Raw genomic sequence first — 26,138 nt, forward strand, 5'->3', positions numbered from 1 at the left:
CGCTATGGAACTATGTCATAATGTTACAGAATTAATTGGAGATACACCAGTCGTACGATTATCACGATTTGTTCCAGAAGATGCAGCTGATGTATATGTGAAATTAGAAATGTTTAATCCGTCTCGTAGTGTGAAAGACCGCGCTGCGTACAATTTAATTCATATGGCGGAAGAACAAGGTCACATTAAGCCAGGTGATACGATCATTGAACCAACTAGTGGGAATACAGGAATTGGTTTAGCAATGAACGCAGCTGCGAAAGGATATAAAGCCATTTTAATTATGCCAGATAATATGTCAAAAGAACGGATTAATTTACTTAAAGCATATGGAGCTGAAGTTGTTTTGACGCCAGCAGAGCAAAGAATGCCAGGAGCAATTGCAAAAGCGATAGAATTACAAAAAGAAATACCAAATAGTTTTATTCCACAGCAATTTGAAAACCCAGCAAATCCGAATATCCATCGTTATACAACAGCACTTGAAATTTATGAGCAAATGGATGGAGAGTTAGATGCTTTTGTAGCAACTGCGGGAACAGGTGGAACGATTACAGGAACAGGAGAAACTTTGAAAGAGAAACTACCAAATATATATATTGCAGTAGTTGAACCACAAGGATCTCCTGTCTTATCCGGAGGTGTGCCCGGGCCTCATAAGTTAGTAGGAACAAGCCCAGGGTTTATTCCTAAAAATTTAAATACAGAAGTGTATGATGAAATTATTCAAATTGCAGATGAAGAAGCGTTAAGTACAATGCAAAATTTAGCAAGACAAGAAGGATTATTAGTAGGTCCATCTTCAGGAGCTTCCGTGTATGCTGCAATCATGATAGCGAAACGATTAGGTGCGGGTAAGAAAGTATTATGTATTGCACCTGATACGGGTGAGCGGTATTTAAGTATGGGATTATTTGAATAAGATATATTGAGAGAGTATGCATGGTGTATACTCTTTTTTATTATAAAAGGTAAATTAAGGTTTAATATAGAAATGAATGAATATAAGCAAAAGAGAAGGAAGTAGTTTTAGGGAGGAAATAGAATGCAATTAATAGATAAGGCAATAGAAATGACAGCAATTTATAAGCAAAATCCGAAAATAGAGGCAATTATTTTGGCAGGATCTGTAGCAAGGAAGTTACAGGATGAACATTCAGATATTGAATTACATATTTTATGGTCAGCATCGCCAGCGGATGCAGATCGTCAAAAACCTATTAAAAACATTGGTGGAACTATTTTGTCATATCATCCTTATGAAGAGGAAGAATGGTCAGAAACATATTTGACGACAGAAGGGATTAAGCTAGAAATTAGCAACTTTTTAACAACGACAGTTGAAAAGTTTATTTCCGATGTAGTAGATAAATATGAGATAGATTATGAGAAACAATGCATCGTATCATCGATTCATGATGGTGTGAGTTTATACGGAGAAATGAAAGTAAATCAGCTAAAGGACAGAGTTGCAGAATATCCAGAGGAACTAGCGAAACGAATGATTATGGAAAATCTTTGGTTAAGTAATCGCTGGCATAATCGCGAGGCGCTTTTGGCACGAAAAGATTGGCTTATGCTTTATGATGTCATTTGTGAAGTGCAAAGAGATTTATTTGGTGTTTTATTTGGCTTAAATAAACTGTATGTGCATCATCCAGCTTTTAAGTGGATGTCTTATAATATTGAACGCATGAAAGTGAGACCAGAAAATTTGTATGAGCGTCTAACGGATACGTTATTAGGAAATCCCGAATATAGTGTGAAAGAATTAGAATTGCTAATTCAGGAAGTGTTACATTTGGTTCATACATATACTCCAGAACTAAATATTGATGAACAACAAAAACTTATTCAGTATGTAAAGTAGAAAAAATAAGAGATGTAACGATAAGTGAAGTTACATCTCTTATTTTTTATTTTATTAATTTTCCTAGCACAGGTAAACGCTGAATACGATCACCGAGAATGTGTGAAGCCAGACCACTTTTTAATACGAAAGTAAGATAAACCAATCCTCCAACTGCGCCGCAGATGATAACGATGAGTAATGATTCGATATAAGGTTGTCCAGGGATTAGCCATCCGACAATCGCCTTTAATCCCATTACAACAGCAGACATCGCTGCTGAATAAATTGTAATAAGGAATACTGTTTTAGCCGTTTCTGCAATATCAAACTTTGCAAATTTGACAATGTAATATAGCATCATGATATCAGAAACGAGATATCCAAGAATCGTTCCAAGTACTGCTCCATGTCCACCTAATAAGTATATAAGTGGTGTGTTCGCGATGATTTTTACAAGAATACCAATGGAGAAAGCAATCATTGTTTTTCTCTGATAATCAATTCCTTGTAAAATAGCTGCTGAAACTGTGAAAATGGCACTTAATACGGCTGATGGTGCATAAGAGATTAAATATTGTGATCCGCCTAAAGCTGTATCAGGGCTCATATATACCATGCGGAATGAATCGTATGCAATGCTGGCGAGTCCAAAGGCCGCAGGGATTGTAAAGAATAATAACAATTGGAAAATTTTTGTGATCTGTTCTTGTAGTTCATCAAGTTTTCCACTTGTAAATGATTTTGTAATTGCTGGAATAATCGTAAGGGAAAATCCAGTTGCAAGTGAAGCGGGAATCATAATTAATTTTTGAGCATAGTTCGTTATATAAGCAAATATCGCATTTGCTGTTTCAAGCGGTGTTCCGATTGCTCTTAATGCATCGGCTACAGTATATTGATCCACTAATGTATAAAGTGGGATAGCAATCCCTACAAAAACAATTGGGATTGCATAACGAAGTAGCTCCATATAAATACTTCTTAACGAAATGTTTGAAGCTCGTGTTTTTAATTCGCCCGCAGGTGGTTTTAAGTGATTATATTTTTTCCAATACATAATTAAAATTGAAATACTAGCAATTGCTCCGATAACCGCTCCAAATGTAGCGACTGCAACAGAAGAAGCTACAGAACCGCCTAGTAATTTTGAAACGATAAAACTACCTACTAAAATGAAAACGACACGTGCAATTTGTTCTACAACTTGAGAAACAGCACTTGGTTTCATATGTTGAAATCCTTGGAAATATCCACGTGTGACACTCATTGCTGGAACAAGAATGAGCGCAAAGCTTAATGCTCGCATTGTAAGTGTTACATCAGCGATAAACTCCGGATCTGGTGTTTTAGAACGAATAATAAACTGAGATACATAAGGAGCTCCGATAAATAAGATTAAAAATCCGGCGAACCCCAGGAGTATCATCAGTTTTATACTGGAGTTATACAGTTTTTTACTCGTGTTATAGTCACCTAATGCATTATATTTAGCTACAAATTTCGATACGGCAATCGGAATGCCAGCCGTTGAAAAACTAAGTAAGATACCATACCAAGAATATGCATATGCGTATAGGGCAACCCCTTGTTCACCAACTAATAGTTGAAAGGGGAAGAAGTATATAAAGCCTAAAATACGCGAAATCATTGTGGCACCACTTAGTAAAGCAGTTCCTTTTAAAACTTTTGAAGTAGACAAAGTTTTTCCTCCTACTCGTGCTGCGTTACAATCATCTTATACTACTATAAACCTGTCGGTATATTTAATAAAGGATAAACCATAAGTGTTACAATAGTATTCATCGAAAAGTCATATTTTGAATTTTTATTATGAAAAAATAGGAATCTGATACATAAATATTCAAAAAATTAGTTGACACTATTTTTAATGTATGATAAAAATGGTAGTAATCAATTCGGAAAATAATATTTGAGCAATGAAAGGGTAAAGTAATGGAAATCTCCCTATATCAGAGAGCTGATGGTTGGTGTGAATCAGTATATAGATTATTCATGAAGTTCGTCCTGGAGCATCTTTCATAAATCTCACGTTGTGAAGAAATGAAAGACGGTAGTGTATACCGTTATCAAATAAAGTGGTGAAGAATTTTTCACAACTAGGGTGGTACCGCGATATATATCGTCCCTACGTTTTTACGTAGGGGCGTTTTTTATTTAGGGATTATTCTTGTTGTATCTTCATAACTAGGGTGGTACCGCGATATTTTATCGTCCCTACGTTTTCGTAGGGGCGTTTTTTATTTCGGGTGTTTCTTAGTGTTCTTCACAACTAGGGTGGTACCGCGATATTTTCATCGTCCCTACGTTTTTGTAGGGGCGTTTTTTTATTTTTGAAAGGAAGTGGTTGTATTAGAAAGGAAACAGGCTAGAACAATACGAGTAAGGACGAAATGTATGAAAGAATAGAAGAGAGAGGAGATAGAAATATGAATTCACAGCAATGGACATCGAAATTAGGTTTCGTTTTAGCTGCAGCAGGATCAGCGATTGGACTTGGAGCAATTTGGAAGTTCCCATATATGGCCGGTATTGGAGGAGGCGGTGCGTTCTTCCTTATTTTCATCGGTTTTACTTTACTGATTGGTTTACCTTTATTATTAGCAGAATTTGTAATTGGAAGAAGTACACAAAAAGAGGCTGTGGATGCATATAGAGAAATCGCTCCTAAAACGTTATGGCCATGGCTTGGTAAATTAGGGATTGTAACATGTTTCATATTACTTTCTTTCTACAGTGTTGTTGGAGGTTGGATTTTATTATATTTATGGAATGCAGTTACAGGTAGATTGTGGGAAGGGAATGGTACATACGAAGCAACATTTGGTGAAATCATTTCCAATCCGTATTTAGCAGTTGGCTCACAGCTATTATTTATTCTTATTACTATTTTTATCGTAAGTAAAGGCGTCCAAAACGGTGTTGAAAAAGTAAATAAATATTTTATGCCAGCACTATTTATTTTATTTTTCGTGTTAATTGTTCGTGCACTTACATTAGATGGAGCAGGAGAAGGTGTTCGCTTCTTCTTACAACCGGACTTCTCGCATGTAACATCTGAAATTGTTTTATATGCAATGGGACAATCATTCTTCTCTTTATCTGTCGGGGTAGCAGTAATGGTAACTTATAGTTCCTATTTACCAAAAGAAGAAAGTCTGCCGCGTTCAGCATTTTCTATTGTTGGTTTAACACTTGTTATTACATTGCTTGCTGGACTTGCGATTTTCCCAGTTGTATTCGCATTTGGAATGGAACCATCTCAAGGCCCAGGATTATTATTTATTGTACTACCAGCTATTTTCAGTAAAATGGCATTCGGAAAACTATTTTTCATTGTTTTCTTATTACTATTTTTCTTTGCCACTATAACATCAGCAATTTCTATGTTAGAAATTAGCGTTGCCTCGTTAACAACAAAAGGTAAAGGGAAACGTGAAAAGGTTGCATTGATTGTTGGGTTATTAATTTTCGTTGTTGGGATTCCATCGGCACTATCATATGGTGTGCTAAGCGATGTGAAGCTCTTTGGAAAAACAATATTTGATTTAGCAGACTTTGCAGTAAGTAATGTACTTATGCCGCTTGGTGTTTTATTAGTTGCAATCTTTGTTCCATTAAAAATGAAGAAAGACGTATTAATGAAAGAACTTGGTGTAAGTAAAAATAAAGGATATAAACTATTTGTTTTATGGCTATGTTTACTTCGCTATGTAGCACCAATTGCTATTATTATCGTATTTTTAGATGTGATTGGAATTATATAAAAAGAAATGGAAAAGGCTTTAATATATGTTAGGGCCTTTTTATTGAATGGATAATTTAAAATTATTTTTTCTGCAATTCATTTAATGTAACAAATTGATAACTTTTTTAAAATAAAGACTCTAAAATACCTTCAATAGTTTGTAAGGCATTACCTGAATCTACATAAACAGTATTCTAACAAAAGTTCCCTTCCTCAAGCATATATAGGGCAAGTTTAGATGGTAAGGAGGGACATTTACCAATCATTAGGATGCAAGAAAGAAAAAGTTGTCATATAATAAGAATCAAAAGGTATATTAGGAGGTGTTGATCTGGTGATTACAATACAATTGCCAAATACTGCAGCGTCTCATGCAAAGCCAAGTATGGAAATGGCGATACTTTGCGTGAGGTAGACAAGTAATATACAATCGCCAAAATGAGCTCGTATCATTTCTTTTATATTTGGCTTTGCACCTTATTGAAATGAATCATAAAAAATAAGGGGCGAGCAGAAATGAAATACGTAAAAGCAGCGGCTGTTTTACCAGAAAATTTAATTATAGAAATTCAAAAGTATGTGCAAGGTGAAACAATTTATATTCCAAAACAGGAAAATACACATTATAAATGGGGTACACGATCTGGAGGAAGAAAGCAACTTGATGAGCGAAATCGAGCGATTAAATATGCATTTAAAAACGGAGTATCTATTCATCAATTAGCTGAAGAATATTTTCTTTCGAATGAAACAATTAAGAAAATAGTGTATTCTAAATAAAAATGACGTAAGCACTGATTATTTTATATGAAATAATCAGTGCTTTTTATGTAAACTTTGTTTATAAATTATTTTCTGCATTTTATAAAATGAGTTTATTGTATAAAATAATAAGAGATCAACAATTTGTATGGAGTGATAACAATGGAAGCATTTATTAGAAGTGATCAATATAATTTTATAAAATCACAAACTCATATTCTAGTGCACGGACATGCAACAGCAAATGATAGAGGTGTTATTACTGCCCTGAAGTCACTTGCAATAGAAAAAGTATTACATGTTTTTGAAAATCTTACTGCTGAACAAAAAGAATTAATTGATACGATTTTAACAGTTGAAAATAGAGAGGATGCAGAAGCATTTTTACTCAAGTTAACCCCATATGTCATTCCTTTTCAGGAAGTTACACCGCAAGCGTTAAAAAAGTTATTTCCTAAAGCTAAAAAACTGAAGCTCCCTGAAATGGAAGAAATAAATATGAAAGAAATGTCATATCTAGGTTGGATCGATAAAGGAACTGGTAAAAAGTTTATTATAGCGAAAAACAAAAACAAGTTTGTTGGTTTGCAAGGAACGTTCCAAAGTTTAAATAAAAAAGGCATTTGTGCATTGTGCCACGGTCATGAAGAAGTAGGAATGTTTTTAGTTGAAATAAAAGGGGATATACCAGGTACTTTTGTTAAAAAAGGAAATTATATCTGTCAAGATAGTATTGCTTGTAATCAGAATATGAAATCGCTTGATAGGTTGAATGATTTTATTGAGAGATTGAGAAAATAAATTATAGCTGGAGTGATAAATATAGAAAACAAAAAGGACGAATATCTTTCGTCCTTTTTATGCGTTATGTCATGATTTATTCAATTTTGCATAGATAAAAAAGTACGGAGAGAAAGTAATGAATCACTTTTTAAATGGCACAATTTTTGCATTGTAATAAAAGAAAAAGGTATTTAAAGTAAGTTTCTTTTAAATGTAAAAATCATGTTTAAAAGGGGAAATGAGAAATGAAATATCCACTAACGCCAGATGTAAAACCAGAGTTTTGTACGACAGGTACATTTATGAGACTGCCATCAAGTAATGAGAAAGCAAAAGTTGCAATTTTAGGAATGCCGTTTGATACGGCTGCTTCCTTTCGCGTCGGTGCGCGTTTTGCTCCGCAAGCTATTCGTCAAGCATCTATGACGCTGTTTCCATATCATCCAATTCACCATGTATATCCGTTCGATGACACAAATGCAATTGATATTGGTGATGTGTCTGTTATTCCGCATAATATTCATCGCAGCTATGATTTAATTGAAGAAGCTGTTTTTGGTTTAATGAATCAAGGAATTATTCCAATCGGACTTGGTGGAGATCATTCAGTTACATTAGCAAGTCTTCGTGCAGCAGCTAAAGTTCATGGACCGGTAGCAATGATTCATTTCGACTCTCATACAGATACATGGGATACATATTATGAGGAAAAATATTGGCACGGTTCGCCGTTTATACGTGCACATGAGGAAGGGCTATTACAACCAGATAAAGTATTTCAAATTGGAATTCGAGGAACATTGAATCATCCTGGTGATATAGAAGCTAGTAGCGACTTGGGATATAACGTCATTACAACAGCGGAATTATGTAATCGTGGTTTTGAGAGCGTTCTTAAGCAAATGAGGGAAACGATTGGCGATACACCGTGTTTCTTAACATTTGATATTGATTTTGTAGATCCATCTTGTGCGCCTGGTACAGGTACGTTAGAGGTGGGGGGATTTAACAGCCGTGAGACATTAAATATGGTGCGCTCATTAAGTGGGTTTAATTATATTGGTTTCGATTTAGTAGAAGTATTACCGCCATATGATCAATCGCAAATTACGTCGCTTTTAGCTGCAACACTTGTGCATGATTTTGCTAGTTTAATTGCGTTGCAGTTGAAAAATGAAGGGAATAAGTAAGGAGTTAATTATTATACTGAAATGCAAAAAGGCCAATGAAACCATTTTTCATCGGCCTTAAAGATGTCCATTTATTATTTCTGTTGCCAATTTTCCTTAATAAAATCTTCACGACCAGATTCTTTACGCTCCTGAGCATATTTCTCAGGATTTTTTTTATAAAAATGTTGATGGTATTCTTCCGCTTCGTAAAAAGGAGCGGGTGGACGAATTTCTGTTACAATTGGGTCTTTAAACATACCACTTTTAGCTAGCGCGTGCTTTGATTTTTCAGCTAGCTCTTTTTGATTTTCATTATGATAAAAAATTGCTGTGCGATAGGATGGACCACGATCAAAAAATTGTCCACCGTCATCGGTTGGATCAATTTGTGGCCAATATAAATCTAGCAATTTTTGATAAGGAAAAATAGAAGGATCGAATGTAATTTGAACAACTTCTAAATGTCCAGATGTTCCAGCTTTTACTTGTTCGTATGTTGGATTTTCGATATGACCACCAGCATAGCCTGAAACAACTTTTTGAATACCTGGAAGCTCATCAAATGGTTTTACCATGCACCAAAAACAGCCACCTGCAAAGGTTGCGAGTTCGTATGTTTTTTCTGTCATTGCTGTAATCCTCCTAAATAGATATGTTTTATCTAGTATTATATAAATTGTTTTATTCCGCAATAAAAAAGATTTGCAAATATGTGTTTTTATAAGCAAGAGCCGCCACTCACATCGATCAATTGACCGGTAACCCAACGGTTGTCAGGGAAGCGAGAAATGTAGCCGTATCTGCAATGTACTCTATTGCACCTTGCTCACTTCTTAGATTACGTAAAGAAAGTTAAAGGGATCATAGACAGTGAGAACATGTTTGGTAAAGGTAAATACATATGATTCGTCTAACATTAACTCTCGGTGTCAGCAACCGGATAACTACTTAAGGCTGAAAAAGAATTTGCTAATTTTTTCGCAAAATGTAATGGGGGCTCCACTGATTGGAGATGAATGTACATGATTAATGGACTTGTATATAACCAATGGTTGTGTAAAGCACTAACAATAATTCCCTGTTGCACAATTGCGCGCATAAATGAAGGGATTTCTTCTTGTAAAACAGCAATTTCTCCTAAATTTAAAGCATTTCCACTTTGATCCAAAGATTCAAAACTTACTCCTACAGGTATTACATTGCGACTGAGCTTTCCTTGAACAAGCACATTAAAATTGCGACGTAAAGATACCGAACAACCATTTTGATTTATTTTACTTTTTCCTTTAAGAATTGTAGCAAATTGTCCGCAAAGACTATTTAAATCATTCATGGATCTACTCCCCTTTATCGTACAAAATGATTTGTCCTATATTCTCGTATAGTTCATGCGATAGGCTCATGCAGATTTTTTTAAACTTCTTTGAGCTTCAAAGAGGCGGTGTTGATCCGTATGTACAAATTAACTCATATGATTACTTATGCCTCCTTGCTCTAACACATTAAAAATAGGGCGAATCAAGGAATTGTACTTTAATAATTAAATACAATTCCTCTTCTACAGCAAAGAAAAACAGGTCACAATGTGTGAATTCTTAAAAATTTATGGCCTATCAATTTCAGAAAAAGTGGGAAATGAACATGAAACATATTTTCGTCAATTCAAAAAAATTTCAGCTTGAATAGGTATTAGTTCTATATGTTATACCATCATTGTTCCAATAATTCCTGTTATGGGAAGTTCGATTGCTTGCAAAGTATAGTCCTATGGATAATGGAAGGATAAAAAAATATAGAACCGGGCATGAATAGTAGGTATAAATTAAATTTACTTTTGTAGCTATTTTTATATAGAGTCATGTATTTAGGTTAAATACAACTTTTCATGAAGGTTCGATTTATTTTTGTATTGGTGAAATAATCAAGTTTCATGCTTGGTAACTGGATTGTCTGTCATTTAGAGTAAGTGTAGGGAATTTTATCTAATGTGATTTTTTGAAAAAAGGAGTTTGTATGAAAAAAAACATAGGTAAGAAAAAGACTGGACTACTAAAAGGAGTAATGCTGATAACAAAAATAGCTTTAGCTTCTGGTTTATCATGGGAATTAGCAAAAATGCTAGGATCAAAACATCCTTATTTGGCACCACTGACTGTTATTCTTTCTATACAAGAAACAGTCCAACATTCTGCCATGTATGCTTTTTACAGAATTATCGGCACTATTTTCGGGATTTCCGTTACCGTTTTTATTATCAATCATTTAGAAGTAAATGGGTGGACGATAGGATTATTATTGCTTGGAGGAATGTTGCTTCCAGTTGTACTAAGGGTACATAAAACAATAATACATCAAGTGGCTTTAACGATTTTATTAGTTTTTGTCTTTGTTCATAAAACAAATTATTATGTCATAGATCGAATCAGAGATACTATTATAGGAGCACTTATTTCCGTTATTATCCATATGATAATTTTCCCACCCAATTATGTGAAGGAAGCTTGTCAGACTTTAAGTCAGTTTGGATTTCATCTTGTACAGTTGTTTGAAAGAACAGCTGATTGGGTAAATACGAATTGTGGCTCTGTTAACGGGCAGCAGTTAAGAAAAGATGTGACGAATCTACTTCAGGAACTGCATCAAGTGCAAAAAGATTTTAAGCTGGCGGAAAAAAGTTTGAAATTGAATCCATTTGCTAAGAATAAAAAACAAATATTAAAACAAAACGAACAATTCCTTGTACAGTTAAAGGTAGGGTATATCTACCTTTCTAATATAATCAATACATTTAGTGACTGGTCTAACACAGACTGCATTTCAAAAACGGATCAACAACAATGGACGATTCAACTACAAATGCTAGGAAGGTACATAGAAAATCAACTCAATAAGAGTTCAGAGGATCGTCAAAATTTTAGGGTTTCTAAATTTCATCTGGATTTATTAGACTTATCTTCGATTTCTGTACAAATCAATATCTCACCAGAATTAGAGCACTATAGATATCAATTGGGTTTGTATAATGATACGCTTAAATTTATTCAAGAGTTAAGGAAGGATAATTATTAGTAGCTCGGTTCTTGTACAAGAGAATCTGTGGGGATGCTAGGTTAGCAAAAAAGCTTCTTCTTAACATACCAAAATCTATGTTTTAACAAAAAAGATCCACATTTAAATATTTTGATTATAATTTAAAATATAAATTTTCGGAAAATATATTGACAATGAAAAGATCAAAGTCCTATAATACGTGTAACAACTAAAGTTGAATTGAGAATTTTCTAACTTTTATATATTGTATATGCAAGGAAGAGGAAAAGTAGATGATTACGAAAGTTTCAGAGAGCTGCCCGGTGGCTGTGAGGGTGGTAACGATCGAATCATTGAAAATCACCTTGGAGCATCGCTTACGAAAGGAAAACTGAGTAGAGGGCGGCGGTTTCATCTCCGGTAAAAGGATGAAAGTCTGATAGGACTTACAAAGCTTATATTTTGTGAGAAATATAAGGAAGCTGAGTGGTAACGCGAAACTCTCGCCTCAGCAATCAAAGCTACTATGATGTAGTGATTGATTGCTGAGGCGAGAGTTTTATTTTAAAAAAGAGAATAGAGTAATGCAAAGAAGAGGAGAGTAAACGATATAGATTGTTTCAGAGAGCTACCCCGTGGCTGTGAGGGTGGTAACAATTGTATCAGTTGAAAATCACCTCAGAGCACTGCCCTCGAAAAAACTGAGTAGAGGGCAGCGGAGTTGTTCACGATAAAAGAACAAAAGTCTAATAGGACTTACAGAGCTTATATTTCGCGAGAAGTATAAGGAAGCTGAGTGGTACCACGATTCCCTCGTCTCAGCAATGGATTACTACACGTTTGTAGAAAATCGATTGTTGAGGCGAGGATATTTTTATAATCAATTTACAGAAGATTTAGAAAAATATATTCTTCTCAGCAATCGATACAAAGATGGATTGCACATAAAGAGATAAAAAAAAGAGGAGCGATGTAGGATGAAAAACCAGTATATCTATATGAATGGAGAATTAGTAGAGAAAGAAAAGGCTGTTGTATCTGTTTATGATCATGGATTTTTGTATGGAGACGGCGTATTTGAGGGGATTCGTAGTTACGGAGGAAATGTATTTTGTTTAAAAGAACACTTAAAGCGTTTATATGAATCTGCGAAATCGATTTTACTAACAATCCCAATGACAATCGAAGAGATGGAACAAGCAGTTTTACAGACACTACAAAAAAATGAATATGCAGATGCATATATTAGATTAATTGTTTCAAGAGGAAAAGGGGATTTAGGGCTGGATCCAAGAAGCTGTACGAAACCAAGTGTCATCATCATTGCGGAACAGTTAAAGTTGTTCCCGCAAGAGTTTTATGATAACGGGCTTAGCGTTGTATCGGTTGCGTCTCGTCGGAATATGCCAGATGCACTTGACCCACGTATTAAGTCGATGAATTATTTAAATAACGTATTAGTGAAGATTGAAGCAGCACAAGCAGGTGTGCTTGAAGCGCTTATGTTAAATCAACAAGGGTATGTTTGTGAAGGATCGGGGGATAACGTGTTCATTGTGAAAGATGGAAAAGTAGTAACGCCACCTGCCTATTTAGGAGCTCTTGAAGGGATTACAAGAAATAGTGTCATTGAACTTTGTGAACGGCTAAATATTCCTTGTGAAGAAAGACCATTTACTCGTCACGATGTATATGTAGCAGATGAAGTATTTTTAACAGGAACTGCAGCGGAATTAATTCCAGTTGTAAGAGTGGATTCAAGAGAAATTGGAAATGGAAATCCAGGGGAAGTAACAAAACAGTTAACGGAAGAATTTAAAAAGTTAACGAGAGAGCGAGGAGTGCGCGTTCCGGGACTAGCAGAAAGTTTAGCTTAACAAACAGGGGAAGGAGTTATTGAAATGGTGGAACAACATGCAGTGTGTGATGAAGTATATAGCGGAGAAGTAAAAAAAGTAACAGGTGCCGGACATGTAATTCACTGCTTAAAAAAATTAGGTGTAACAACCGTGTTTGGCTATCCGGGCGGAGCTATTTTACCAGTTTATGACGCGCTGTATGACAGTGGTTTGAAACATATTTTAACGCGTCATGAACAAGCTGCCATTCATGGTGCGGAAGGATATGCGAGAGCTTCTGGGAAGGTCGGGGTAGTATTTGCTACCTCCGGTCCAGGGGCTACAAACTTAGTTACTGGTTTAGCAGATGCATATATGGATTCGATTCCTTTAGTTGTTATTACCGGTCAGGTAGCGACACCTCTCATTGGAAAAGATGGATTTCAAGAAGCGGATGTTGTGGGAATTACAATGCCGGTTACAAAACATAATTATCAAGTACGGGATGTAAATCAGTTATCACGTATATTGCAAGAAGCATATTATATTGCCAAAAGTGGACGGCCGGGTCCGGTGTTAATTGATATTCCAAAGGATGTTCAAAATTCTATTGTAACGAATGTTTTTGAAGGAGAAGTTCAAATTCCTGGTTATAAGCCACGGATCGAACCAGACAAAATGCAGTTGGAGAGCGTGGCAGAGGCAATTTCAAAAGCAGATCGCCCGCTGCTGTATATCGGCGGCGGTGCCATTCATGCAGATGCATCTGAAGAGCTTCTAACATTTGCGGGGCGGAATCAAATTCCAGTCGTTTCAACTTTAATGGGACTTGGTGCTTATCCACCAGGAAATCCTCTGTTTTTAGGGATGCTTGGTATGCATGGGACGTATGCCGCAAATATGGCAGTAACGGAATGTGATTTGCTTCTTGCATTTGGAGTTCGTTTCGATGATCGAGTCACAGGAAAGTTAGAGTTATTTTCACCTCATTCGAAAAAGGTACATATCGATATTGATCCAGCGGAACTTCATAAAAATGTGACGGTAGAATATCCAGTCGTAGGGGATGTGAAACGAGCGTTGCAGATGTTAGTAGATATGCGAGTAGCGTGTCAAACTGATGCATGGGTAGAGAGAGTAAGAACATGGCAAGAAGAATACCCGCTGTCATATGAACAGAGTGAATCAAAATTAAAGCCGCAGCATGTGATTCATTTAGTAAGTGAACTAACAAATGGTGAAGCAATTGTGACCACAGAAGTCGGACAGCATCAAATGTGGGCAGCGCATTTTTATAAGGCGCAAAAACCGCGAACATTTCTAACATCTGGTGGACTAGGAACGATGGGGTTTGGATTCCCAGCAGCAATCGGTGCTCAGCTTGCATTTGAGGATAAGCCAGTTGTCTGTATTGTGGGAGATGCTTCATTTCAAATGAACATTCAAGAATTGCAAACAATTGCTGAAAATAATATTCCAGTGAAAGTTTTTATTATTAATAACAAGTTTTTAGGCATGGTCAGACAGTGGCAAGAGATGTTCTATGAAAATCGTTTATCAGAATCAGAGATTGGATCACCTGATTTTGTAAAAGTAGCAGAAGCATATGGAGTAAAAGGTTTGCGCGCTACAAATCCAATTGAAGCGAAACAAGTCATGTTAGAAGCATTTTGTCATCAAGGACCAGTTGTTGTTGATTTTTGTGTAGAAGAGGGCGAAAACGTATTTCCCATGGTCCCTCCTAATAAAGGGAATCATGAAATGATTATGAAGAGGTGGGAAGAATGAGTCATACTTTTTCACTCGTTGTCAATAACGATCCTGGAGTTTTACTAAGAGTAAGTGGGATTTTTGCTCGGCGTGGTTATAATATTTCTTCTTTAAATTTAGATGAAGGAGAAACAAGAGAGATTTCGGAAATGAAACTTACAACAGTTTGTACAGAAAATGAAGCGACATTGCTCGTAAATCAGTTGAAAAAGTTAATTGATGTTCTGCAAGTAAACAAATTATAAGGAGTGTATGTGAAAATGAAAACATATTATGAACAAGATGCGAATTTAGAGCTATTAGCAGGGAAAACAGTGGCGGTAGTTGGTTATGGTTCACAAGGTCATGCGCAAGCACAAAATTTACGTGATTCTGGAATTCGTGTTGTAGTCGGAGTTCGTCCAGGGAAATCATTTGAGGTAGCGAAAGCGGATGGCTTTGAAGTAATGCCAGTTTCAGAAGCGGTACGAACCGCAGACGTTGTACAAATATTATTGCCAGATGAACAGCAGGCGCATGTATATCGAAATGAAGTAGAAGAAAATCTTCGTGAAGGACAAATGTTACTTTTCTCACATGGATTTAATATTCACTTTGGACAAATTCAGCCACCAAGTTACGTAGATGTAGCGATGGTTGCGCCGAAAAGTCCAGGACATCTTGTTCGCCGTGTTTTCCAAGAAGGAAATGGGGTCCCTGCATTAGTTGCGGTTCATCAAAATGCAACTGGGAGAGCGTTTGATGTTGCTCTTGCATATGCAAAAGGAGTTGGTTGTACACGTGCTGGTGTAATTGAAACATCATTCCAAGAAGAAACAGAGACGGATTTATTTGGAGAACAAGCTGTATTATGCGGAGGGGTAACGGCACTTGTAAAAGCAGGTTTTGAAACGTTAACAGAAGGAGGATATCGTCCGGAAATTGCGTATTTTGAATGTTTACATGAGCTTAAATTAATTGTTGATTTAATGTACGAAGGCGGTTTAACGAATATGCGCCATTCTATTTCAGATACAGCAGAGTTTGGTGATTATGTAACAGGATCTAGAATTGTTACAGATGAAACGAAGAAAGAAATGAAACGAGTTCTTTCGGAGATTCAGCAAGGCGAATTTGCAAAGAAATGGATTCTAGAAAACCAAGCTGGGCGCCCGACTTATAATGCAATGAAAAAAGCAGAGCAAAATCATCAACTTGAAAAAGTAGGAGCGGAACTCCGTGAAATGATGAGTTGGATTCAGGGGTCAGAAGGAAAAAAGTTAGTAAAAAAATAGAGTGAAATTAGATGAATAAAAGTGAACAGGAAAGGATTTGGAAAAATGAGAAGCGATATGATTAAAAAGGGTTTTGACAAAGCACCACATCGAAGTTTATTAAAAGCAACTGGTTTAAAAGATGAGGATTTTGATAAGCCCTTTGTAGCCATTTGTAATTCTTTTATTGAAATTATTCCAGGGCATAAACATTTAAATGAATTTGGTCGCCTTGTAAAAGAAGCCGTACGTGCAGCAGGAATGGTTCCATTTGAGTTTAATACAATTGGGGTAGATGACGGGATTGCGATGGGACATATCGGTATGCGCTATTCGCTCCCAAGCCGTGAAATAATCGCGGATTCGGTTGAAACGGTAGTAAATGCTCACTGGTTTGATGGGATGATTTGTATTCCGAACTGTGACAAAATTACACCTGGTATGATGATGGCGGCATTACGTGTTAACATTCCGACTGTATTTGTTTCAGGTGGACCGATGGCAGCTGGGAAAACATCGAAAGGTGAAGTAGTCGACTTAAGCTCTGTTTTTGAAGGAGTAGGAGCTTATCAATCTGGAAAGATTTCAGAAGAAGAATTAAAGGATATTGAAGATCATGGTTGTCCATCTTGCGGTTCCTGTTCAGGTATGTTTACTGCAAACTCAATGAACTGCTTATGTGAAGTATTAGGACTTGCACTTCCTGGGAATGGGAGTATTTTAGCAACTGATCCAAGACGTGAGGAACTTATTAAACAAGCAGCTGAAAAATTAAAAGTATTAATTGAACGTGATATTAAACCTCGAGATATCGTGACAGAAGAGGCGATTGATGATGCATTTGCATTAGATATGGCGATGGGGGGATCAACAAATACGGTATTACATACGTTAGCACTCGCACAGGAAGCGGGACTTGAATATGATATGAGCCGAATTGATGTAGTTTCAAGACGCGTTCCACATTTATGTAAAGTGAGTCCGGCCTCTAATTGGCATATGGAAGATATTGATCGTGCGGGTGGCATCAGTGCTATTTTAAAAGAGTTAAGTAGAAAAGAGGGTGTACTCCATCTGGACCGTATTACAGCTACTGGTCAGACATTAAGAGAAAACATTGCTCATGCAGAAATTCATGATAAAGAAGTCATTCATTCTCTTGAAAATCCTCATAGTGAAGAAGGTGGCCTGCGTATATTAAAAGGAAACCTTGCAAAAGATGGGGCTGTTATTAAAAGTGGTGCAACAGAAGTGAAACGTTTTGAAGGACCATGCGTTATTTTTGAATCACAAGACGAGGCACTTGCAGGGATTATGCTAGGTAAAGTGAAAAAGGGAGATGTTGTTGTTATTCGTTATGAAGGACCAAGAGGTGGACCTGGGATGCCAGAAATGTTAGCCCCAACCTCGGCGATTGCTGGTATGGGATTAGGTGCAGATGTTGCACTGTTAACAGATGGTCGTTTTTCAGGGGCATCACGAGGTATTTCAGTAGGGCATATTTCACCTGAAGCTGCTGCCGGCGGGACAATTGCACTTCTTGAGCACGGTGATATCGTATGTATTGATGTAGAAGAACGTTTACTTGAAGTGAGAGTAAGTGATGAAGAATTAGAAAAACGTGGAAAAGAATGGAAAAAACCAGAGTTAAAAGTGAAAACAGGATGGCTTGGACGCTATGCACAAATGGTAACATCAGCAAATACAGGTGCAGTATTGAAAATACAAAATTTTGATTGAACCGATATAAAAAAGAGATAAGGAATGATACGAGATGGTGCAAAATGTAAAGGAGAGAGTGAAAATCGAAGATATCCTTGTGGCTCATAATCATATGAAGGATATCGTCAATAAAACGCCACTTCAACGGGATTCAGTTTTATCTGAGAAATATGAATGTGACGTATATGTAAAACGGGAAGATTTACAAGTGATTCGTTCGTTTAAAATTCGTGGTGCTTACAATGTCATTCAAAGTTTGTCGAAAGAACAATTGCAAAATGGTGTTGTATGTGCGAGTGCTGGGAATCATGCGCAAGGAGTTGCATATACGTGTAATTTATTGAAGATTCAGTCGAAAATTTTTATGCCAACAACAACACCGAAGCAGAAAGTATCACAAGTACAATTTTTTGGTGGTGCTTATGCGAAAATTGTATTAGTCGGGGATACATTTGATAGCTCTTTTCAAGAAGCGCAGCGCTATTGTGAAGAAAATCGTATGACGTTCGTTCATCCATTTGATGATCCGTATGTAATCGCAGGACAAGGGACAGTCGCTGTTGAAATCTTACACGATATGGAGAAACCTGTTGATTACATCTTTGCTGCAATTGGTGGAGGGGGCTTAGCATCAGGTATTGGTACATATGTAAAAGGTGTGAGTCCTGTTACAAAAGTAATCGGTGTAGAACCAAAGGGAGCAGCATCGATGAAAGAGGCTTTTTTACAAAATGAAAATGTAGCCCTAGAAAAAATTGATAGTTTCGTTGATGGAGCAGCGGTTAAAAAAGTAGGGAAATTGACTTTTGAAATTTGTAAAGAAGTGTTGGATAATATTGTGTTGGTTCCTGAGGGGAAAATTTGTACAACAATTTTAGAATTGTACAAGAAAAATGCAATCGTTGCGGAGCCAGCTGGTGCCCTTTCAATTGCAGCACTCGATTTTTACAAGGATGAAATTAAAGGGAAAACCGTTGTTTGTACGTTAAGTGGTGGCAATAATGATATTGATAGAATGCAAGAAATGAAAGAACGCTCTCTCATTTATGAAGGATTAAAACATTATTTTATTATTGAATTCCCGCAGCGTTCAGGAGCATTGCGAGAATTTCTTGATAAAGGTTTAGGACCAGAAGATGACATCACTCGTTTTGAGTATATTAAAAAACATAATAAAGAAAATGGGCCTGCGCTTGTTGGGATAGAGCTAAAACATAAAGAAGATTATGAGCCGTTAATTACCCGTTTTCAAGAAAATAAGATTCAATTTATGGAGTTAAATAAAAATCCTGTTTTGTTTGATTTGTTAATTTAATATACAAAGAGAAAGGAAGCTTTTTATGCAAAAGCTTCCTTTTTTCTAACTACGTTTGTTTTTAATTGTTCCATTTTCATCAATTTCTACATCAGTTGAAACAGTTTGTAAATATTGTAATGCTTTTTTCTTTTCCTCAGGAGTAGTTGGTGAAATTTGATTATTACGAATGATGTAAGGATTAAATGACATCTGTACGTCTTTTCCTTTAAAGGTAAGAGTTAATACACCCGTTTCAGCACTTTTTCCTTTTACATAGTTAGGGAACAAGAAGTTTCCTAACGAATAAGCGACAGGGACATTGTTGTAATATTCAAATCCTTGTAACCAATGTGGATGACTTCCAACAATCGCATCAGCACCAGCTTCGACTATTTTCGGTACATACTGTTTTTGATAGTCTACAGGTCTATTTGATTTTTCAACGCCCCAATGCATATACACAATCAGATAATCAGCGTCTTTCTTTTGTTCTTTGATCGTTTTTGTGACTTGATTAATATCATATCCATTTGCAACACCTGGCTTGTCTTTACCAGCTACCCAGGTAAAGTCAGGCATGAAACGAACGAAGGAAAGGAATTTGAATTTTTTCCCTTTCACTGTAATTTCTCTTGCTGTGTATGCATCATTCGCATTTTTTCCTGCTCCAATATAAGGAAGTTTTAGATTTTCTACGTGAGATATCGTATCCATTAAACCTTCTTGTCCATAGTCGAGTGTATGGTTGTTCCCGATATTGACAATGTCATAGCCGGTATTTTTAATAGTTTGTAAGGTGGCAGGGTCGCTTTTAATCCAGAATTGTTGACCCGGAATTTTTTTCTCACGTGTTGTAAATGTAGATTCCAAGTTTATAAAGGAAATATCAGCTTTTGCTATTTCATCTTTTACGTGTTGGAATGGATAATCAGCTCCGTTTTTTTGAATAACCGGTCGCAATTGCCAATCAAACATTGTATCACCAGAGAACGTAAGTGTAATTTCAGGATCTTCTTTTTTCTTTGTTTTTTCTTTTTTATTTTCGACTCCGGATGCATCTTTTGCTTTTGATGTAAAGGAGTTATTAATCAATAAAACAATTGGCGTAATAAGAATTACGATTAAAATAAATCGTTTAAATAAAGTTGTCATAGTTATCTTTCCTTTTTTCAATATTCTCCCGCTATTTCCGGGCTGCCCGTAAAATCTTGATTGGTGGGGGCTGATTAAAGTTTCCCTTTATATAATGACTGACCTATAGAAAATCTGCTGATAAGAGTTTTATATAATATGTAAGAAAATGAGTAAGTGCTTAATAGTTTATGTATGCTAGACATGATATGTAGGTTGAAAGATACGTCTGTTAGATTATAGGCATGTATTGAGAGCTCCTCTCATAGTGTATGCAATATTACGGTAACATGAAACGATGAAAGAATACAATACATAAGTCAATTTTACTTATAAGGTTTCGAAAATTCTGTTAAAAATTCCTGTATTTTGTTGTATGGTAGATATAAAAATTAGAAATATAATGGTTGAAGAGAATGGAGAAGGCACAATGGTTATATTAGGAGCAGTAGTGAACGGAATTTGTATCATAATTGGTACTATCTTAGGTAAACTATTAAGCAATATTCCGGAAAGTATGAAAGGGACAGTTATGCATACAATCGGTTTAGCTGTTACTGTACTTGGTCTTCAAATGGGATTGAAAAGTGAAAACTTTCTTGTTGTAATTATAAGTCTTGTTATTGGTGCAGTGGCTGGAGAATGGCTGGAGTTAGAAGAGAAATTAAAGAGTTTAGGAGATTGGCTAGAAAAAAAGGTTGGCTCAAAAGGAGAAGGTAGTATATCCCTTGGGTTTGTAACAGCTACATTAATCTTTGCTATCGGTGCAATGGGGATACTTGGAGCTTTAGATAGTGGTATTCGTGGAAATCATGATGTGCTATTTACAAAAGCAATAATTGATGGATTTATTTCTCTCATTTTAACGACAACGCTTGGAATAGGCGTACTATTTTCAGCGATACCAGTCGTTTTATATGAGGGAGGTATTGCGATTTTCGCGACGCAAATTAATAGCTTTGTACCAGAAAAGCTAATGAATCAGTTTATCGTAGAAATGACTGCAACTGGCGGAATTATGATTTTTGCAATCGGATTAAATTTACTTGGTTTTATTAAAATTAAAGTGGCAAACTTATTGCCAGGGATACTTGTAGTTGGAATAATTGTTTCTATTATGTATGGATATAATTTGTATGTTTAATTAAGCTAAATAGTCCACAACTGTTTTGGAACAGTTGTGGACTATTTGTATGTAAAAATTAATATGCTTTTTTCATGAAATGAATAAAGCCACCTATAAATAAAATCACAAAGCTCCCAATTACGACAAATACCAGTGTTTGAAAAGAGATATAAAACAGCCCAGATCCTTCTTTAGGAAGCATTGCAAGAAAAGGTTGGGACCATGGGTAAATGGGACCAAACCTTGCAGAATTTGCAATTACCATAGCGGGTATGGAAGCTATAACATTTAAAGCAATTGGTGCCGCAAAGCTAGACCAGATGGTTGAAACCCATAATTGTAAGGCGATTAAAGGCAGAGTAGCAATCCAACCGCCTATAATACTTTTAATTGTAGGAATGAGAGGGAATGGACTAGATATATGTAAAAGTTGTCCAACACTAACATAGCTTATAATGAAGAGAATTTGCATTGTACCTACAAATAAGAGAACAAAGAAAAATTTTGTTATATAGGTATGATACCTTGCTATCGGCTGCACCAAAAGTTGTTTCCATCCCCCGTTTGAATGTTCATATCGGCAAATAAATGCAGTGAAAATGCCTGTTAACAATGGAAGAAGCAACATACCATGTACCAGTATCATGATATTATAAATTAGCTCCCAATGTTTATAATCGGGATAGTTTGAGGCATTTGCATAAGCTATTACTCCTGCTAAAGTCGGGCTTAAAAATAGTAATGTCCATATTTTGGTTTTTTTTATTTTATAAAATTCAGCTTGTATGGTTTTAAGCCAAAGCATTATTTATGCACATCCCTTCTAGTAAAATCTGCTGTTTCAATACATAACATACATATACCAACGATTAGGCCTATTACTACACATAGAAGTGGAGATCCCCAGTCAATGCGTAGGCTTGGCCATCTCCATATAAACCAATTGGGAAGAGCTATTGAAAACATTGTGAAAATAGTTCCTAACAGTCCGATTGTAAATGCGATACTTTGGTTTTGAAATATGATGGCAATCCATAGTTGAAGAGCTACAATTGGCAGTGCCGACCAATAAGGATAGAAACTCATTTTAAATATAGAAAGCCATGGAATTGAAGCATCGAATTGTAATACTAAACCCAATCCAACTATGCCAATCAATAATAAAGAACAAGATACAGTAAGCAGGAAAAATACCAGTATGAATTTTACTAGAAAAATATGCCCCTTATTAATAGGTAAGGATAAGAGATGCTTCCATGAACTAGAATGATGCTCTATGTGTGCAATTAAAGAAGTAACGATCGTAATTCCTAATATAAGAGTTGTGAGAGCGAGCGGTTGAGCTTCAGAAATGAGTCCGCTCCATAAATCCTTCGCATATTTATTTGTCAAAAAATCATATCGAAGAAAAAAGTTACATGCTTGAAGAGAAATAACACCTATTGGTCCTAAAAAGATTAAAAACCAAATCCATTTCCTTTTTATTTTTAAAAGCTCAGATTGAAAGAGGCGTTTGTACATGTGTCTCTTCCTCCTTTATAAGCTGTAAGAATATCTCTTCGAGTGACTTTTTATTTTCTTCAATTCGGAATACAGAAATGTTATGTGTTACAAGTGTTTTTACAATTTCGCCAACAGTTTCATTTGATACATTTGATAGAATAATTTGATTTTCCTCTTGCATAGAAGGAATCCCTTTAGCGAGAATGAGCTTCCAAGCTACATCTGGTTTGTCTGTCCTAAGTGTAATAGAATGCTGAGCGTGCTGGCGCAATATCTCTATTTTATCTTGAAAAATAAGCTTTCCTTTTGCGATAATTCCAACATAAGTTGCCATTTGATCAATTTCACTTAATAAGTGACTAGAGATAAGGATGGTAATTCCTCTTTCTTTCGCCAGTTGTTTAATTAGCATACGAATTTCATGAATCCCTTCTGGATCGAGTCCATTTGTCGGCTCGTCTAAAATTAATAGCTGTGGATCACCAAGTAAGGCAATGGCAATTCCTAACCGTTGTTTCATTCCTAATGAATATTCTTTTACTTTTTGTTTGGCAGCATGTTGTAAACCGACAATTTGTAGCACTTCCTCAATTTTTTCTTTCGGAGCATTTCTTAAAATCCGGTAAACCTCTAAATTCTCAAGGGCATTTAGGTGGGCATAATAAGATGGATTTTCAACAAGAGCTCCAATTTTAGATAGTATCGATAAACGCTCTTTCATTAAATCTTGTTGAAATATAGTGACCCTTCCTTGCGTTGGTTTAATAAGGCCTAAAAGCATACGAATACTAGTTGTTTTACCAGCTCCGTTAGGCCCGAGAAATCCATAAATCTCTCCTTTTGGAATTTTTAAATCTACGTTATGTACTACATAATCATTTCGATATCTTTTTGTTAACCCTGTCGTTTCCAAAATATAATTCATATTCCTATCACCTCAAATCAAGTATAGGAAATAAAGGTTAATGATAATGTTATAAGAGTTTAAGATTTGTTTAAATTTATACAGTATTACCTAATTTTGGAGTGTGTTGGTTTTCAAATCGTGTTGTATTTCTTATGATGGAAGAGAAAGGTTAAATTTATATATGAGGGTGAAAAAATGACACACATTTTATATGTTGAGGATGATCTTGAGATTGGGGAATGGGTCAAAAGAGAACTGCAAAAACAAGAGTATGAAGTTGCATGGTTTACTTCAGAGAATGGTGCCAATGAAGTATGTGAAATAGCAGATGTTATTGTTTTAGATGTTATGTTGCCAGGTCTTGATGGTTTTACACTTGGTCAACGTTTTAAAAGGGAATATCCAGATACCCCTATTATTATGCTAACTGCAAGAACAACATTAGAAGATAAAATATATGGATTAACATTTGCTGATGATTATATTACAAAGCCATTCCATCCAAAAGAGTTAATGGCACGTATTGAAGTTTTATTAAGGCGGTACAATAAAGACGGAGCAGAAGTGCAACATGTGAAACATTTAAAAGTATTTATGAAAGAATACCGGATTGTTGATACAGACACGGGTGAAGAAATTGTTTTATCAGGAAAGCAGCATCGAATCTTTTTTTATTTGATGAAGAATATGAATCGTACATTAACGAAAGAACAAATTTTTGAAGCGGTATGGAATGAATCCTACATAGAAGGGGATAAATCATTGATGGTTCATATCCGTCATTTACGCGAAAAAATAGAAAGAAACCCTAGTAGCCCTCAAATAATAGAAACAATACGTGGGATAGGCTATCGGTGTAAAGTATGATAAAAAGTACATCATTATTAAGAAAGTACCTATTTATCATATTTATAGCGATTATAATGTTACCTCTCATTGTCCCACTTAGTTCGTTTCTCTTTATTAAATATATCGAGTGGATAGAAGATTTTAAAGTTGCGTATTCAAGTGTGCAAATAGAAGAGGAATGGAGAAATAAAGCGATAGATTTACACGAAAAAAATTCTGAAGGAATTGAGCGAACTTTTCGAGAGTTTCAAGAAAAATATCCAGAAGGATCAATGTTTTGGGTGGATAGTCAAGGGAAAACGAACCTTCAAATTCCTGAAAAACAAAATATTCCACAGGAGTGGAGTGCAAGTGATGCAGTTGCGTTTATGAAAAGGAGTTTTGAAGGGGATCCATTTACAGTTGTATCTTACATTGGAAAAGAGAAACAAGGGGCGTTTATGGTATTTCAAATTCCGAGGAAATATGTGAAAGCACCAATTGCTCAAATACGTGAAAGATATGAAATTGTTTTTGGAATGGTTATTATTGGATGTTTTACGACGTTTATCATTATCTCTATCATCTTTTTTCTTAAGATTAGAAAAAGATTATTAAAGCTACAAAAAGTAATGGAACTTCCTCATGACCAGACACTTCCGTCAAAAATTTCTATATCAAAGCAAGACGAGATCGGTTTATTAGAAGAGTCTTTTAATCGTATGGTAGAGGCTTTACTGCAAAGTCGATTGAAGGAGGAGGAAGAGGAACAATTTCGTAGAAAATTAATTGCCGATCTTTCTCATGATTTACGGACACCATTAACGATAATGCGTGCACAAATAGATTCATTGAAAGAAGAAGTGATTTCGGTAAAAGGGTATCAAACAATGATGTTAATGGACGAAAAAATAAATTATATGGCAGAATTAATTGAGAATTTATTATCTTATTCTTTAATAACGGCAAAGAAATATCCATATCATCCAGACCGATCGGATATGACACGTTTAATGAGAAAGCTTGTTGCATCATGGTATGACATATTAGATGAGAAAGGTTTTGAGGTTGATATTGTGATTCCAGAAAAGCAATTGTTTTGGAACATCGATGAAAATTGGTTTCAAAGAATTATAGATAATATAATTCAAAATGTAGTTAGGCATGCAGCTGATGGAAAATTTATAGGAGTATATGTAAACCATGAGGAAAAAACAATTACAGTTGTTGACCATGGGCCAGGTTTTCAAAATACTCATTCGCCAAATAAAGGTGCGGGAATTGGATTATCCATTATTGCAGTTATGACGAAAGAGATGGATATTGAATGGGATATAAAGTCTGATGATACGGGAGTTAAGTATATATTTAAACAGTTGCTGTAAAAGGGAGAATACA

23 protein-coding genes, 1 pseudogene and 3 other annotated features are annotated in these 26,138 nt (G+C 35.7%); of the genes and pseudogenes, 16 read left to right on the forward strand and 8 right to left on the reverse strand.

Annotated features, from left to right (window positions below; all coding sequences use genetic code 11):
- Positions 1-4: 4 nt before the first annotated feature.
- Both cysK and QRY57_RS10320 read left to right on the forward strand, forming a co-directional pair.
- On the forward strand, positions 5-922 hold the full coding sequence (gene cysK, locus QRY57_RS10315) for a cysteine synthase A (RefSeq protein ID WP_286017357.1): 918 nt from the start codon (positions 5-7) through the stop codon (positions 920-922).
- 123 nt (positions 923-1,045) lie between these two features.
- On the forward strand, positions 1,046-1,870 hold the full coding sequence (locus QRY57_RS10320; protein ID WP_286017358.1) for a DUF4037 domain-containing protein: 825 nt from the start codon (positions 1,046-1,048) through the stop codon (positions 1,868-1,870).
- Between the two features lie 46 nt (positions 1,871-1,916).
- On the opposite strand, the gene QRY57_RS10325 is transcribed toward QRY57_RS10320, so the two are convergent.
- The gene (locus QRY57_RS10325; RefSeq protein ID WP_286017359.1) at positions 1,917-3,551 is read right to left on the reverse strand and encodes a putative polysaccharide biosynthesis protein; all 1,635 of its coding nucleotides are present in this window, start codon (positions 3,549-3,551) and stop codon (positions 1,917-1,919) included.
- A 229-nt stretch (positions 3,552-3,780) separates the two neighbouring features.
- Positions 3,781-4,003, forward strand: a binding site (T-box leader).
- 296 nt (positions 4,004-4,299) lie between these two features.
- Between QRY57_RS10325 and QRY57_RS10330 the strand changes: the two genes are divergently transcribed.
- The 4 genes from QRY57_RS10330 to speB all read left to right on the forward strand — a co-directional run bounded on the left by QRY57_RS10330 (position 4,300) and on the right by speB (position 8,353).
- The gene (locus tag QRY57_RS10330; RefSeq protein ID WP_286017360.1) at positions 4,300-5,637 is read left to right on the forward strand and encodes a sodium-dependent transporter; all 1,338 of its coding nucleotides are present in this window, start codon (positions 4,300-4,302) and stop codon (positions 5,635-5,637) included.
- 497 nt (positions 5,638-6,134) lie between these two features.
- Entirely contained in the window at positions 6,135-6,398 is a 264-nt protein-coding gene (locus tag QRY57_RS10335) for a CD3324 family protein (protein ID WP_286017361.1), read from the forward strand.
- Between the two features lie 144 nt (positions 6,399-6,542).
- Complete coding sequence (locus QRY57_RS10340; RefSeq protein ID WP_286017362.1) at positions 6,543-7,181, forward strand: FusB/FusC family EF-G-binding protein; 639 nt, start codon at positions 6,543-6,545, stop codon at positions 7,179-7,181.
- 227 nt (positions 7,182-7,408) lie between these two features.
- Positions 7,409-8,353, forward strand: coding sequence for an agmatinase (gene speB / locus QRY57_RS10345; protein WP_286017363.1), 945 nt, complete (start codon positions 7,409-7,411; stop codon positions 8,351-8,353).
- Between the two features lie 74 nt (positions 8,354-8,427).
- On the opposite strand, the gene msrA is transcribed toward speB, so the two are convergent.
- The 3 genes and pseudogenes from msrA to QRY57_RS10360 form a co-directional block, all read right to left on the reverse strand.
- Complete coding sequence (msrA, locus tag QRY57_RS10350; protein WP_026592039.1) at positions 8,428-8,964, reverse strand: peptide-methionine (S)-S-oxide reductase MsrA; 537 nt, start codon at positions 8,962-8,964, stop codon at positions 8,428-8,430.
- A gap of 89 nt (positions 8,965-9,053) precedes the next feature.
- A pseudogene (locus QRY57_RS10355) lies at positions 9,054-9,157 on the reverse strand (SDR family oxidoreductase); the annotation flags it as partial.
- Between the two features lie 94 nt (positions 9,158-9,251).
- Positions 9,252-9,668, reverse strand: coding sequence for a DUF1259 domain-containing protein (locus QRY57_RS10360; RefSeq protein ID WP_286017364.1), 417 nt, complete (start codon positions 9,666-9,668; stop codon positions 9,252-9,254).
- Positions 9,669-10,348: 680 nt separating this feature from the next.
- On the opposite strand from QRY57_RS10360, the gene QRY57_RS10365 reads away from it, so the two are divergent.
- From QRY57_RS10365 to ilvA, 7 genes are all read left to right on the forward strand, one after another.
- The gene (locus QRY57_RS10365; protein WP_286017365.1) at positions 10,349-11,404 is read left to right on the forward strand and encodes an FUSC family protein; all 1,056 of its coding nucleotides are present in this window, start codon (positions 10,349-10,351) and stop codon (positions 11,402-11,404) included.
- Positions 11,405-11,632: 228 nt separating this feature from the next.
- Positions 11,633-11,879: a binding site (T-box leader), on the forward strand.
- Between the two features lie 66 nt (positions 11,880-11,945).
- Positions 11,946-12,189: a binding site (T-box leader), on the forward strand.
- Between the two features lie 153 nt (positions 12,190-12,342).
- Positions 12,343-13,242: a branched-chain-amino-acid transaminase gene (gene ilvE / locus QRY57_RS10370; protein WP_026592036.1), complete on the forward strand. Its 900-nt coding sequence runs from the start codon at positions 12,343-12,345 to the stop codon at positions 13,240-13,242.
- A 24-nt stretch (positions 13,243-13,266) separates the two neighbouring features.
- Entirely contained in the window at positions 13,267-14,991 is a 1,725-nt protein-coding gene (gene ilvB / locus QRY57_RS10375; RefSeq protein WP_286017366.1) for an acetolactate synthase large subunit, read from the forward strand.
- On the forward strand, positions 14,988-15,218 hold the full coding sequence (locus QRY57_RS10380; RefSeq protein ID WP_286017367.1) for an ACT domain-containing protein: 231 nt from the start codon (positions 14,988-14,990) through the stop codon (positions 15,216-15,218). Before ilvB ends, QRY57_RS10380 begins: the two co-directional genes overlap by 4 nt.
- A 15-nt stretch (positions 15,219-15,233) precedes the next feature.
- Positions 15,234-16,247: a ketol-acid reductoisomerase gene (locus QRY57_RS10385; RefSeq protein ID WP_208016954.1), complete on the forward strand. Its 1,014-nt coding sequence runs from the start codon at positions 15,234-15,236 to the stop codon at positions 16,245-16,247.
- Positions 16,248-16,292: 45 nt separating this feature from the next.
- On the forward strand, positions 16,293-17,966 hold the full coding sequence (ilvD, locus tag QRY57_RS10390) for a dihydroxy-acid dehydratase (RefSeq protein ID WP_286017368.1): 1,674 nt from the start codon (positions 16,293-16,295) through the stop codon (positions 17,964-17,966).
- A gap of 34 nt (positions 17,967-18,000) precedes the next feature.
- Positions 18,001-19,263 carry a threonine ammonia-lyase IlvA gene (ilvA, locus tag QRY57_RS10395; protein ID WP_286017369.1) on the forward strand — a complete coding sequence of 421 codons (1,263 nt, stop codon included), beginning with the start codon at positions 18,001-18,003 and terminating at the stop codon, positions 19,261-19,263.
- A 45-nt stretch (positions 19,264-19,308) separates the two neighbouring features.
- Here the strand turns inward: ilvA and QRY57_RS10400 are convergent, their stop codons facing one another.
- Positions 19,309-20,397 (reverse strand): CapA family protein, encoded by a 1,089-nt coding sequence (locus tag QRY57_RS10400; protein WP_026592030.1) that lies wholly within the window; start codon positions 20,395-20,397, stop codon positions 19,309-19,311.
- A gap of 409 nt (positions 20,398-20,806) precedes the next feature.
- Here QRY57_RS10400 and QRY57_RS10405 point away from each other — a divergent pair, with 409 nt between their 5' ends.
- Positions 20,807-21,520, forward strand: coding sequence for a DUF554 domain-containing protein (locus tag QRY57_RS10405; RefSeq protein WP_286017370.1), 714 nt, complete (start codon positions 20,807-20,809; stop codon positions 21,518-21,520).
- A 58-nt stretch (positions 21,521-21,578) separates the two neighbouring features.
- Here the strand turns inward: QRY57_RS10405 and QRY57_RS10410 are convergent, their stop codons facing one another.
- From QRY57_RS10410 to QRY57_RS10420, 3 genes are read right to left on the reverse strand one after another with little or no spacing between them, the layout of a single operon-like run.
- Positions 21,579-22,307 (reverse strand): ABC transporter permease, encoded by a 729-nt coding sequence (locus QRY57_RS10410; protein ID WP_026592029.1) that lies wholly within the window; start codon positions 22,305-22,307, stop codon positions 21,579-21,581.
- Positions 22,307-23,023, reverse strand: a complete 717-nt coding sequence (locus QRY57_RS10415; RefSeq protein ID WP_090688387.1) for an ABC transporter permease — start codon at positions 23,021-23,023, stop codon at positions 22,307-22,309. The genes QRY57_RS10410 and QRY57_RS10415 overlap by 1 nt, the downstream gene beginning before the upstream one ends.
- Positions 22,998-23,930, reverse strand: coding sequence for an ABC transporter ATP-binding protein (locus QRY57_RS10420; RefSeq protein ID WP_286017371.1), 933 nt, complete (start codon positions 23,928-23,930; stop codon positions 22,998-23,000). Before QRY57_RS10420 ends, QRY57_RS10415 begins: the two co-directional genes overlap by 26 nt.
- A 177-nt stretch (positions 23,931-24,107) precedes the next feature.
- On the opposite strand from QRY57_RS10420, the gene QRY57_RS10425 reads away from it, so the two are divergent.
- A complete protein-coding gene (locus tag QRY57_RS10425; protein WP_286017372.1) occupies positions 24,108-24,779 on the forward strand; it encodes a response regulator transcription factor in 672 nt (223 codons plus the stop codon).
- Positions 24,776-26,125, forward strand: a complete 1,350-nt coding sequence (locus tag QRY57_RS10430) for a HAMP domain-containing sensor histidine kinase (RefSeq protein WP_286017373.1) — start codon at positions 24,776-24,778, stop codon at positions 26,123-26,125. The genes QRY57_RS10425 and QRY57_RS10430 overlap by 4 nt, the downstream gene beginning before the upstream one ends.
- The last annotated feature ends 13 nt before the right edge of the window (positions 26,126-26,138 follow it).

Origin of the sequence: Bacillus arachidis (assembly GCF_030285945.1) — a bacterium.
In the GTDB taxonomy this organism is placed as follows: Bacteria; Bacillota; Bacilli; order Bacillales; family Bacillaceae_G; genus Bacillus_A; species Bacillus_A arachidis.

Excerpts from the sequence above, each read along its gene's own strand:
- cysK (WP_286017357.1), top strand. The coding sequence starts at position 5 with ATGGAACTATGTCATAATGTTACAGAATTAATTGGAGATACACCAGTC.
- QRY57_RS10320 (WP_286017358.1), top strand. The coding sequence starts at position 1,046 with ATGCAATTAATAGATAAGGCAATAGAAATGACAGCAATTTATAAGCAA.
- QRY57_RS10330 (WP_286017360.1), top strand. The coding sequence starts at position 4,300 with ATGAATTCACAGCAATGGACATCGAAATTAGGTTTCGTTTTAGCTGCA.
- QRY57_RS10335 (WP_286017361.1), top strand. The coding sequence starts at position 6,135 with ATGAAATACGTAAAAGCAGCGGCTGTTTTACCAGAAAATTTAATTATA.
- QRY57_RS10340 (WP_286017362.1), top strand. The coding sequence starts at position 6,543 with ATGGAAGCATTTATTAGAAGTGATCAATATAATTTTATAAAATCACAA.
- speB (WP_286017363.1), top strand. The coding sequence starts at position 7,409 with ATGAAATATCCACTAACGCCAGATGTAAAACCAGAGTTTTGTACGACA.
- msrA (WP_026592039.1), bottom strand. The coding sequence starts at position 8,964 with ATGACAGAAAAAACATACGAACTCGCAACCTTTGCAGGTGGCTGTTTT.
- QRY57_RS10360 (WP_286017364.1), bottom strand. The coding sequence starts at position 9,668 with ATGAATGATTTAAATAGTCTTTGCGGACAATTTGCTACAATTCTTAAA.
- QRY57_RS10365 (WP_286017365.1), top strand. The coding sequence starts at position 10,349 with ATGAAAAAAAACATAGGTAAGAAAAAGACTGGACTACTAAAAGGAGTA.
- ilvE (WP_026592036.1), top strand. The coding sequence starts at position 12,343 with ATGAAAAACCAGTATATCTATATGAATGGAGAATTAGTAGAGAAAGAA.
- ilvB (WP_286017366.1), top strand. The coding sequence starts at position 13,267 with ATGGTGGAACAACATGCAGTGTGTGATGAAGTATATAGCGGAGAAGTA.
- QRY57_RS10380 (WP_286017367.1), top strand. The coding sequence starts at position 14,988 with ATGAGTCATACTTTTTCACTCGTTGTCAATAACGATCCTGGAGTTTTA.
- QRY57_RS10385 (WP_208016954.1), top strand. The coding sequence starts at position 15,234 with ATGAAAACATATTATGAACAAGATGCGAATTTAGAGCTATTAGCAGGG.
- ilvD (WP_286017368.1), top strand. The coding sequence starts at position 16,293 with ATGAGAAGCGATATGATTAAAAAGGGTTTTGACAAAGCACCACATCGA.
- ilvA (WP_286017369.1), top strand. The coding sequence starts at position 18,001 with ATGGTGCAAAATGTAAAGGAGAGAGTGAAAATCGAAGATATCCTTGTG.
- QRY57_RS10400 (WP_026592030.1), bottom strand. The coding sequence starts at position 20,397 with ATGACAACTTTATTTAAACGATTTATTTTAATCGTAATTCTTATTACG.
- QRY57_RS10405 (WP_286017370.1), top strand. The coding sequence starts at position 20,807 with ATGGTTATATTAGGAGCAGTAGTGAACGGAATTTGTATCATAATTGGT.
- QRY57_RS10410 (WP_026592029.1), bottom strand. The coding sequence starts at position 22,307 with ATGCTTTGGCTTAAAACCATACAAGCTGAATTTTATAAAATAAAAAAA.
- QRY57_RS10415 (WP_090688387.1), bottom strand. The coding sequence starts at position 23,023 with ATGTACAAACGCCTCTTTCAATCTGAGCTTTTAAAAATAAAAAGGAAA.
- QRY57_RS10420 (WP_286017371.1), bottom strand. The coding sequence starts at position 23,930 with ATGAATTATATTTTGGAAACGACAGGGTTAACAAAAAGATATCGAAAT.
- QRY57_RS10425 (WP_286017372.1), top strand. The coding sequence starts at position 24,108 with ATGACACACATTTTATATGTTGAGGATGATCTTGAGATTGGGGAATGG.
- QRY57_RS10430 (WP_286017373.1), top strand. The coding sequence starts at position 24,776 with ATGATAAAAAGTACATCATTATTAAGAAAGTACCTATTTATCATATTT.